The sequence below is a fragment of the Pseudomonas fluorescens genome (assembly GCF_902497745.1).
Taxonomy (GTDB): domain Bacteria; phylum Pseudomonadota; class Gammaproteobacteria; order Pseudomonadales; family Pseudomonadaceae; genus Aquipseudomonas; species Aquipseudomonas fluorescens_BM.
In genome coordinates this window covers 1-10,241 of record NZ_CABVHJ010000014.1, presented here as the reverse complement: position 1 = coordinate 10,241, position 10,241 = coordinate 1, and the positions used below count along the sequence as shown (strand labels likewise).

Below are 10,241 nucleotides of genomic sequence, written 5' to 3'. Positions count from 1 at the left end.
GTTGGCCGGTTTCCACAGGGCGAGAAAGGTGTCGCTGCCGGCCTGTAATTGTTGCTGTTCTTGCGCCGGGACCTTACGTTGCAGTGCGGCGGCTTCTTCCTGACTACGCTCAAGCAGTGGCTGGCGTTCGGCGGGTTTTTCTTCGGCCGGTTTTTCTGCGGTGGCGGCAGGTCCCGGATCGGCGGCTTCGACGGAAAACGCACAAGGCAGAATCAGCGACAGGCACAATGCTGGCATTGCCAGGCGGTAGACAGAGGGCATCGGTTATTCCAGGCCAGAGAGTATCCCGGCAGCCTAATGGGTTGGTCAGAATTTGTCAGTGTATGAGACTTCAATGAAGCGATTTTGCTGCCTGTGGGTTATCGGCTGTTTGTGGTTTCCCTTGATGGGCTGGGCGGCGCCTGCGCCGCCGTCACATCTCGCACAGTTGTCGGCGAGCCAGCAGCAGTGGCTGGCGCATCACAATGAATTGCGCGTTGGCTTGGTGTTGCAAGCCCCTTATGCGCAATACGACCGGCGCCTGCAACGGTTGTCCGGGGCCAACGTCGAATTGATGAAGTTGTTGGCGAAAACGCTCAATGTCGAACTGAGCTGGCGCAACTTTCAGGATCTCACGCAACTGGAAACCGCCGTGCGCGAGGGCGAGATCGATATCGCCCCGGGCCTGAGTCAAACCCCGAGTGCGCTGCGTCTGTGGCAGTTTTCCGATCCGTACATGCGCGTGCCGCAATTGGTCGTCAGCGATCAGAAAGCCAGTGGCGTGGTCGATCTGGAGAAACTCGATAGCCAGGTCCGTGTTGCTGTGCGCATGCCCAGTACCACCGCCGACTATCTGCGCGGCAACTATCCGCATCTGAACCTGCAAGGCGTGCCGCTCGAACGTCAGGCCTTGCAGTTGCTGTTGAGTCAGCAGGCCGCTTACGCCGTGGTCGATGAGGCGCAGCTCGGACGCTTGTCGGTAGAACCGGAGTTCGCCGAACTGGTGGTGGTCGGCGATATCGGCCTGCCGCAACTGCTGCGAGTCGGCTCGCGCCGCGATTGGCCAGAGTTGGCCGGCATCGTGCAAAGTGCGCTGCGCGCGATCCCGGCCAAGGATCTCGAGCTACTGCACAATCAATGGCTGCAACCGAAATATCCACGACTGTCGGAGTCGCCGGGGTTCTGGCAGAACCTTAGTCTGTTGTTCGCGGTGATGCTGCTCAGTTGTGTCGCGATCGTGTTCTGGCAGCGCCGCCAACAGCACAGCCTCGAACAGCGACTGCTGGCCGCCCGGGAAGACATCGCCTTGCGCGCGGCCAGCGAAGAAGCGCTGCGGTTGACGCAGTTCTCCATTGATCAAAGCACCGTCGGCATCCTCTGGGTCAACTGGGACAGCCATGTGCGCTACGCCAACCGTGCAGCCGAAGTCATGCTCGGTTACCCCTCGGGCGGGTTGATCGAGCGACCGCTGATCGACTTCGAGCCGGGCCTGCACATGGATCGCTGGCTCAACCTGTGGAAGCGCGCGCGCGCCAGTGAAGAAGGGCCGTTGAGTTTCGAGACCAGTTGCGTGCGTGCCGATGGCAGTGTTTTGCCGGCGGATGTCTCGCTGAGTTTCTTGCGTTTTCGTGACAGTGAGTATCTGGTGGTTTACCTCACCGACGTCACCGAACGCCGTCGCGCCCTGGCGGCGTTGCAGGAAAGCGAGGCGCGTCTGCAAGGCATCGCCGCCAACGTACCGGGGCTGGTGTTCCGTCTGGAGCGCGCGCCGGTGACCGGGCAGATCGACTTTGCTTATATCAGTGAAGGCAGCGAAAGTCTGGTCGGCTACGCGCCGGCCGTTATCGCTCATCGCGACATGGGCCTGCGCAGTCTGGTGCATCCGGATGACAAGGCCAGTTACCACCGCACTCAGGATCAGGCGCTGGACACCGACAGCGACTGGTCATGGCAGGGCCGAATCCTCACGCGTCAGGGCGAGCAGCGCTGGGCCGAGATCAAGGCGATCACCCGGCAACTGGAGGATGGCGCCTACGTGTGGGACGGCATCGTTTGGGACATCACCGAGAGCAAGCGTATCGAGCTGGAGCTGGCCGCCTCCCGTGAGCAACTGCGCGAACTGTCGGCGCACCTTGAGAGCGTGCGTGAAGAAGAGAAGGCGCGCATTGCTCGTGAGGTTCACGATGAATTGGGGCAGATGCTCACGGTGCTGAAGCTGGAAACCTCGATGTGCGAACTGGCCTACGCGCAACTCGATCCAGGTTTGAACGAACGGCTGAACAGCATGAAACGCTTGATCGCGCAGTTGTTCCAGTTGGTGCGCGATGTGGCGACCGCGCTGCGTCCGCCGATTCTCGATGCCGGGATTGCCTCGGCGATCGAATGGCAGGCGCGACGGTTCGAGGCGCGGACGCAGATTCCGTGTCTCGTGCAGGTGCCGGACAATCTTCCGGCGCTCAGTGATGCCAAGGCGATTGGCCTGTTCCGGATCCTCCAGGAGGCGCTGACCAATGTGATGCGCCATGCGCAGGCGCATACTGTGGAACTGACGCTGGCGCTGGAAGGCGATGAATTGTGTCTGACCGTCAGTGACGATGGCGTAGGATTTATCGCCGCTGCCGGTCGGCCAACGTCGTTTGGACTGGTAGGCATGCGTGAGCGGGTGCTGATCATGGGCGGGCGGTTGACGCTGGAGAGCGAGCCGGGGGAGGGCACCAGTCTGATGGTGCGGGTGCCGGTGAATGAGGTCTGAGGGTTTTGTGGTGTCTGCGCTGGCCTCTTCGCGAGCAAGCTCGCTCCCACAGAGAAATGCGTTCCAATGTGGGAGCGAGCTTGCTCGCGAATGATGCTGGTGCTGAATTCGAACAATGGAGAAAACCGTGATCCGTGTACTGGTAGCCGAAGACCACACCATCGTCCGCGAGGGCATCAAGCAATTGATCGGCCTGGCCAAGGATCTGCAAGTGGTGGGCGAGGCGAGCAATGGCGAGCAACTGCTCGAGACCTTGCGTAGCGTGCCATGCGAAGTGGTCTTGCTCGACATCTCCATGCCCGGCGTCAATGGCCTCGAAGCGATCCCGCGCATCCGTGCGTTGAACAATCCACCAGCCATTCTGGTGCTGTCGATGCACGACGAAGCGCAGATGGCCGCGCGGGCGCTGAAGGTTGGCGCCGCCGGGTATGCGACCAAGGACAGTGATCCGGCGCTGTTGCTCACCGCCATTCGTAAAGTCGCGGCGGGTGGGCGATACATTGACCCGGATCTGGCGGATCGCATGGTCTTCGAAGTCGGCCTGACCGATGCGCGGCCGTTGCATTCATTGCTGTCTGAACGCGAGTTTTCGGTGTTCGAGCGCCTGGCCCAGGGTGCCAATGTCAACGATATCGCCCAGCAACTGGCCCTGAGCAGCAAGACCATCAGCACCCACAAAGCGCGGTTGATGCAGAAGCTCAACATCACCTCGCTGGCCGAACTGGTCAAATACGCGATGGAACACAAACTTCTCTGATCAGCACTGTTCCCCTGTGGGAGCGAGCCTGCTCGCGAAAGCGGTGTAACAGTCACCGAATAAGCTGAATGACCCACCGCATTCGCGAGCAGGCTCGCTCCCACAAGGGATCTGCTTTGGATCCGGATTGTGCGCATATCCCTAAGCGACACGCGTTTTTGCCATTGCTTGTGGCTCGCAGCTTGTCGCTTGTCACGGCCTTATCCATTAGCGCCATCCCTGTAGGGCAATCCCTACCCCCAACCTTCCATCCGGCTGAGGCGATTCTCTCCTGCGCCCCGATTTGCGCGCCTGTCAGCAGCCACTAGGCTTAACCCACAAGCAGTCATCAACAACAAAGGTGTGGGTATGAGCCAGGTCGATACAAACGCAGGGGCCAGTGATGTGCTGGTCAGCTTTCGTGGAGTGCAGAAGAGCTACGACGGCGAGAACCTGATCGTCAAAGACCTCAACCTGGACATCCGCAAAGGCGAATTTCTCACCCTGCTCGGGCCGTCCGGTTCCGGCAAGACCACCAGCCTGATGATGCTCGCCGGTTTCGAAACACCGACCGCTGGCGAGATTCTGCTGGCCGGGCGCTCGATCAACAACGTGCCGCCGCACAAGCGTGACATCGGCATGGTGTTCCAGAATTACGCACTGTTCCCGCACATGACCGTGGCGGAAAACCTCGCGTTTCCGCTGACCGTGCGTGGCCTGAACAAAAGTGATGTCAGCGACCGCGTGAAGAAAGTCCTCAGCATGGTTCAACTCGACGCGTTCGCCTCGCGTTACCCGGCGCAGTTGTCCGGTGGTCAGCAGCAACGTGTGGCACTGGCCCGCGCGCTGGTGTTCGAACCGCAGCTGGTGCTGATGGATGAACCCCTCGGCGCCCTCGACAAACAACTGCGTGAACACATGCAGATGGAAATCAAACACCTGCACCAGCGCCTCGGCGTGACCGTGGTTTACGTGACCCACGATCAGGGTGAAGCGCTGACCATGTCCGATCGCGTCGCGGTGTTCCATCAAGGCGAAATCCAGCAGATCGCCCCACCACGCACCCTTTACGAAGAACCGAAAAACACCTTTGTCGCCAACTTCATTGGCGAGAACAACCGTCTCAACGGCCGCCTGCTCAGCCAGAGCGGCGAGCGCTGCGTGGTCGAGTTGGGCCGTGGCGAAAAGGTCGAGGCGCTGGCGGTCAATGTCGGCCAGACCGGCGAACCAGTGACCCTGTCGATCCGTCCGGAGCGCGTCAGCCTCAACGGTTCTAGCGATCAATGCATTAACCGCTTCTCAGGGAGGGTGGCGGAATTCATCTATCTGGGCGACCACGTCCGGGTGCGCCTGGAAGTCTGTGGCAAGACCGACTTCTTCGTGAAACAACCGATTGCCGAGCTCGATCCAGCGCTCGCCGTCGGTGACGTGGTTCCGCTTGGCTGGCAGGTCGAGCACGTTCGCGCGCTTGATCCACTTCTAGAGGCGCATTAATCGCCCCGGCAATACCAACACCAACCCTGCACGTGGAGAGAACAATAAATGTTGAGATCCCTGAAGTTCACCGCCCTGACCCTGGGCCTGATGGGTGCGGCAGGCGCAATGGCCGCTGGCCCGGATTTGACCGTGGTGTCGTTTGGCGGGGCGAACAAGGCGGCGCAAGTCAAAGCCTTCTATGCACCGTGGGAAGCGGCAGGTAACGGCAAGATCGTCGCCGGCGAATACAACGGCGAAATGGCCAAGGTCAAAGCCATGGTCGACACCAAGAGCGTGTCGTGGGATCTGGTCGAAGTTGAATCGCCAGAGCTGTCCCGTGGTTGCGACGAAGACATGTTCGAGCAACTCGATCCGGCACTGTTCGGCAAAACCGAAGACTACGTCAAAGGCGCGATTCAGCCGTGCGGCGTGGGCTTCTTCGTCTGGTCGACCGTACTGGCTTACAACGCCGACAAGCTGAAAACCGCACCAACCAGTTGGGCGGATTTCTGGGACACCAAGAAATTCCCGGGCAAGCGTGGCCTGCGTAAGGGCGCCAAGTACACCCTCGAATTCGCTTTGATGGCCGATGGCGTAGCGCCGAAAGACGTCTACAAAGAGCTGGCGAGCAAGGGTGGCCAGGATCGTGCGTTCAAGAAACTCGATGAGCTGAAGCCAAGCATTCAGTGGTGGGAAGCCGGCGCACAACCGCCGCAATACCTCGCTTCCGGTGACGTGGTGATGAGCTCGGCCTACAACGGTCGCATCGCAGCGGTGCAGAAAGAATCCAACCTGAAAGTGGTGTGGAACGGCGGCATCTACGACTTCGACGCCTGGGCTATCCCGAAAGGTCTCGACGCCAAGCGTGCGGAAGCGGCGAAGAAGTTCATCGCCTTCTCGGTACAGCCGCAGCAGCAGAAGACCTACTCGGAAAACATCGCCTACGGCCCGGCCAACACCCAGGCCGTACCGCTGCTGGCCAAGGACGTCCTGAAAGACATGCCGACCACCCCGGAAAACATCGCCAACCAGGTGCAGATCGACGTCAGCTTCTGGGCTGACAACGGCGAGCAACTGGAGCAGCGCTTCAACTCCTGGGCTGCGAAATAACCCGAATCTGGTGAGGGTGGGCTTGCCCACCCCTGTGGGAGCGAGCCTGCTCGCGAAAGCGGTAGATCAGCCAGCATAGATGTTGAATGTGCTGGCCTCTTCGCGAGCAGGCTCGCTCCCACAGGTAGCTGTGTTTCAACACAACAGCGGTGGTTCGTCACCTCTGTAACGATCAAAGATTTGCGGAGTACGTCATGGCCATCGCCGTTCCCCTGAACGAGGGCAACAGCCCCACCTTGAAGCAGAAGCTCAAGCGCGCCGAGCGGGTCAACCGCTGGAAGGCTCAGGCGCTGATTGCGCCGCTGGTGCTGTTTCTGTTGCTGGTGTTTCTGGTGCCGATCGTGGCGCTGCTCTACAAAAGCGTCGGCAACCCCGAAGTGGTCGGCGGCATGCCGCGCACCGTGGCGGCCATCGCCAGTTGGGACGGCCGTGGCCTGCCCGCTGAACCGGTCTACAAAGCCGCCGGCGAAGACCTCGCCGAAGCGCGTAAAAACCAGACGCTGGGCGATTTGTCCAAGCGCTTGAACATGGAGTTGGCCGGCTACCGCAGCCTGCTGACCAAAACTGCCCGGGCGCTGCCGTTTGCCAGCGAACCGGCCTCTTATAAAGAAGCCCTGGAAGGTCTCGACGAACGTTGGGGCGATCCGGCCTACTGGCAAGCGGTCAAACGCAACACCAGCAGCATCACCCCGTATTACCTGCTGGCGGCAGTCGATCACCGCATCGACGACCTCGGCGAAGTCGCCTCGGCCACTCCGGATCAGGCGATCTATCTCGACATCTTCGCCCGCACGTTCTGGATGGGCCTGGTCATCACGGTGATCTGCCTGCTGTTGGCTTACCCACTGGCCTACCTGTTGGCGAACCTGCCATCGCGGCAGAGCAACCTACTGATGATTCTGGTCCTGCTGCCGTTCTGGACGTCGATTCTGGTGCGCGTCGCCGCATGGATTGTGCTGCTGCAATCGGGCGGGCTGATCAACAGCGGGCTGATGGCCATGGGCATCATCGATAAACCGCTGGAACTGGTGTTCAACCGCACCGGCGTGTACATCTCGATGGTGCACATCCTGTTACCGTTCATGATCCTGCCGATCTACAGCGTGATGAAAGGCATCTCGCCGACCTACATGCGCGCGGCGATTTCCCTCGGTTGCCATCCGTTCGCCAGTTTCTGGCGGGTGTACTTCCCGCAGACCTACGCCGGTGTTGGCGCCGGTTGCCTGTTGGTGTTCATCCTCGCCATCGGCTACTACATCACCCCGGCGCTGCTCGGCAGCCCGAACGATCAAATGGTCAGCTATTTCGTCGCCTTCTACACCAACACCAGCATCAACTGGGGCATGGCCACCGCACTGGGCGGGCTGTTGTTGCTGGCGACGGTCGTGCTTTATCTGATTTACAGCTGGCTGGTCGGCGCCAGTCGCCTGCGCCTGAGCTAAGGGGAATTCGAAATGCTGAGTCCTTACATGTCGCCCATTGAACGGGTGTGGTTCTACAGCCTGCGGATTCTCTGCGGCCTGATTCTGTTGTTCCTGATTCTGCCGGTGCTGGTGATCATTCCGCTGTCGTTCAACTCGGGTAGTTTTCTGGTCTATCCGCTGCAGGGCTTCTCGCTGCAGTGGTACCACGACTTCTTCGCCTCGGCGGAATGGATGCGCGCGCTGAAGAACAGCATCATCGTCGCCCCGGCGGCGACGGTGCTGGCGATGATCTTCGGTACGCTGGCGGCGATTGGCCTGACTCGAGGGGATTTTCCCGGTAAATCGCTGGTAATGGCGCTGGTGATTTCGCCGATGGTGGTACCGGTGGTGATCATTGGTGTAGCGAGCTATCTGTTTTTCGCACCGCTGGGGTTGGGCAACAGCTTCTTCTCGTTGATCGTGGTGCACGCGGTGTTGGGCGTGCCGTTTGTGATCATCACGGTATCGGCGACGTTGCAGGGGTTTAACCACAATCTGGTGCGTGCGGCGGCTAGTCTTGGTGCTTCGCCACTGACGGCGTTTCGTCGGGTGACCTTGCCGCTGATTGCGCCGGGGGTGATTTCCGGGGCGCTGTTCGCGTTTGCGACTTCGTTTGATGAGGTGGTGGTGACGTTGTTTCTTGCAGGGCCTGAGCAGGCGACGTTGCCTCGGCAAATGTTTAGCGGGATTCGCGAGAACCTGAGTCCGACGATTGCGGCTGCGGCTACTTTGCTGATCGCCTTCTCGGTGATTCTGCTGCTGACCCTGGAATGGTTGCGCGGCCGCAGCGAAAAACTGCGTACGGCTCAGGTTTAACGGCCAGATCAAAAGCCACCCCCACACCCCAGCCCTCTCCCCCAGGGGGGCGAGGGGGAAAGGGAGCAGATATTCGTGCTGTTCAGAATCTGAGTTCGACTCGGCATCGCACGTCGGTGTATCTCCTCCATCCACCTCGGTCAGTCTTTTTACCTTCGGGGGGAAGGGAGCAGATCGTTGTGCTTTTCAAAACCTGAGTTCGACTCGGTATCACACGTCGGTGTACCTCTCACATTCACCTCAGTCAGTCCCCTCTCCCTCCGGGAGAGGGCTAGGGTGAGGGGCTGTTGATCTTGCGCTCGATGAGTCATTCACCACCTGAATAGCAGACAACCCCAAATCCCCAGCTAATCTTGTGCCCAGCTCCCACATCTATAAGAGGCTGCGCACGATGAGTCTGTCCCAGTTCAAAATCGCTCATAAACTGATCACCGGCGCTGCCGCCATCGAACAACTGGCCGCCGAACTCACACGCCTGGATATCGACAATCCGCTGATTGTCACCGATGCCGCGCTGGTCAAATCCGGCACGGTGGAGCTGGCGCTGGTGCAACTCGGCGGGCGCGATTACGAAATTTTCGACCGCGTACTGCCGGACCCGGAAATCGCCATCGTCGAAGACTGCATGCGCGTTTACCGCGAAGGCGGGCATGACGGTTTGATCGGCCTCGGTGGCGGCAGCGCCATCGACATCGCCAAGAGTGTCGCTGCGTATGCCGGTTACCACGGCGCACTGGAAGATCTGTTCGGTGTTGACCAGGTGCCACGCAAAGGCCCGCCGCTGATCGCCATTCCGACCACCGCCGGCACCGGTTCCGAAGTGACCAACGTCGCGATCCTTTCCGACAAAGTCGCGCAGTTGAAGAAAGGCATCGTCAGCGACTTTCTATTACCGGATGTCGCGCTGGTCAGCCCGCAGATGACTCTGACCTGCCCACGCAGCGTCACCGCAGCCAGTGGCGTCGACGCCTTGGTGCACGCCATCGAATCCTACCTGTCGGTGAATGCCTCGCCGATCACCGATTCGCTGGCCCTCGGCGCCATCAAGCTGATCGCCAAAGCCCTGCCCAAGGCCTACGCCAACGGCGCCAACCTGCAAGCGCGCGAAGACATGGCCACCGCCAGCCTGATGGCCGGTATGGCGTTCGGCAATGCCGGGGTCGGCGCGGTGCATGCGCTGGCCTATCCGCTGGGCGGGCGCTTCAACATTGCCCATGGCGTCAGCAATGCCTTGCTGCTGCCGTATGTCATGACCTGGAACAAGATGGCCTGCGTCGAGCGGATGCAGGATATCGCCGAAGCCATGGGGGTGAAGACCGCTCATCTGAGTGCAGCCGAAGCGGCAGACAAAGCTGTGCAAGCGATGACCGATCTGTGCGCAGCGGTAGAAATTCCTGCCGGCCTGCGCAGTTTCGGTGTCCCGGAAGACGCAATCCCGGCGATGGCCGTGGAAGCGGCGGGGATCGAGCGTCTGATGCGCAACAACCCGCGCAAACTCAGCGCTGTGGACATCGAGAAGATCTACCGCGCGGCTTATTGAGTCAGCGCCGGTCCTCCGTCATGGCACAACCCAATCATCGCGGTCACGGTGCGCGCTTGGAAACTTGAGGTATACAATGCGCGCCATCGTGATTTAGCTCAGAAAAGGTGCGTCATGCAGCCCTTCGTAATTGCTCCGTCGATTCTCTCCGCCGACTTCGCCCGCCTCGGCGAGGAAGTAGACAACGTTCTCGCCGCTGGCGCCGACTTCGTCCACTTCGACGTCATGGACAACCACTACGTGCCTAACCTGACCATCGGTCCGATGGTCTGCGCGGCATTGCGCAAGTACGGCATTACCGCGCCGATCGACGCGCACCTGATGGTCAGCCCGGTGGATCGCATCGTTGGTGACTTCATCGAGGCCGGC

Annotated in this window: 8 protein-coding genes and 1 pseudogene; 8 read left to right on the top strand and 1 reads right to left on the bottom strand. The window is 60.4% G+C overall.

The window, feature by feature from the left end; all coding sequences use genetic code 11:
- On the bottom strand, positions 1-261 hold a 261-nt coding region (locus F8N44_RS31840), incomplete at its 3' end, for a DUF3530 family protein (RefSeq protein ID WP_224794802.1).
- 73 nt (positions 262-334) lie between these two features.
- Between F8N44_RS31840 and F8N44_RS20840 the strand changes: the two genes are divergently transcribed.
- From F8N44_RS20840 to F8N44_RS20800, 8 genes and pseudogenes are all read left to right on the top strand, one after another.
- On the top strand, positions 335-2,731 hold the full coding sequence (locus F8N44_RS20840) for a PAS domain S-box protein (protein WP_150651632.1): 2,397 nt from the start codon (positions 335-337) through the stop codon (positions 2,729-2,731).
- Between the two features lie 115 nt (positions 2,732-2,846).
- Positions 2,847-3,488 (top strand): response regulator transcription factor, encoded by a 642-nt coding sequence (locus tag F8N44_RS20835; RefSeq protein WP_174245090.1) that lies wholly within the window; start codon positions 2,847-2,849, stop codon positions 3,486-3,488.
- A 348-nt stretch (positions 3,489-3,836) separates the two neighbouring features.
- Positions 3,837-4,961: an ABC transporter ATP-binding protein gene (locus F8N44_RS20830; RefSeq protein WP_150651631.1), complete on the top strand. Its 1,125-nt coding sequence runs from the start codon at positions 3,837-3,839 to the stop codon at positions 4,959-4,961.
- Positions 4,962-5,009: 48 nt separating this feature from the next.
- Entirely contained in the window at positions 5,010-6,053 is a 1,044-nt protein-coding gene (locus F8N44_RS20825) for an ABC transporter substrate-binding protein (protein WP_150651630.1), read from the top strand.
- A 194-nt stretch (positions 6,054-6,247) separates the two neighbouring features.
- Positions 6,248-7,495, top strand: a complete 1,248-nt coding sequence (locus tag F8N44_RS20815; RefSeq protein ID WP_150651629.1) for an ABC transporter permease — start codon at positions 6,248-6,250, stop codon at positions 7,493-7,495.
- 12 nt (positions 7,496-7,507) lie between these two features.
- Complete coding sequence (locus F8N44_RS20810) at positions 7,508-8,332, top strand: ABC transporter permease (protein ID WP_016772909.1); 825 nt, start codon at positions 7,508-7,510, stop codon at positions 8,330-8,332.
- A 391-nt stretch (positions 8,333-8,723) separates the two neighbouring features.
- Positions 8,724-9,872, top strand: coding sequence for an iron-containing alcohol dehydrogenase (locus F8N44_RS20805; protein WP_150651628.1), 1,149 nt, complete (start codon positions 8,724-8,726; stop codon positions 9,870-9,872).
- 114 nt (positions 9,873-9,986) lie between these two features.
- A pseudogene (locus F8N44_RS20800) lies at positions 9,987-10,241 on the top strand (ribulose-phosphate 3-epimerase); the annotation flags it as partial.

Coding starts and splice junctions, on each gene's coding strand:
- F8N44_RS20825 (WP_150651630.1), top strand. CDS start 5,010: ATGTTGAGATCCCTGAAGTTCACCGCCCTGACCCTGGGCCTGATGGGT.
- F8N44_RS20810 (WP_016772909.1), top strand. CDS start 7,508: ATGCTGAGTCCTTACATGTCGCCCATTGAACGGGTGTGGTTCTACAGC.
- F8N44_RS20830 (WP_150651631.1), top strand. CDS start 3,837: ATGAGCCAGGTCGATACAAACGCAGGGGCCAGTGATGTGCTGGTCAGC.
- F8N44_RS20835 (WP_174245090.1), top strand. CDS start 2,847: ATGGAGAAAACCGTGATCCGTGTACTGGTAGCCGAAGACCACACCATC.
- F8N44_RS20840 (WP_150651632.1), top strand. CDS start 335: ATGAAGCGATTTTGCTGCCTGTGGGTTATCGGCTGTTTGTGGTTTCCC.
- F8N44_RS20805 (WP_150651628.1), top strand. CDS start 8,724: ATGAGTCTGTCCCAGTTCAAAATCGCTCATAAACTGATCACCGGCGCT.
- F8N44_RS20815 (WP_150651629.1), top strand. CDS start 6,248: ATGGCCATCGCCGTTCCCCTGAACGAGGGCAACAGCCCCACCTTGAAG.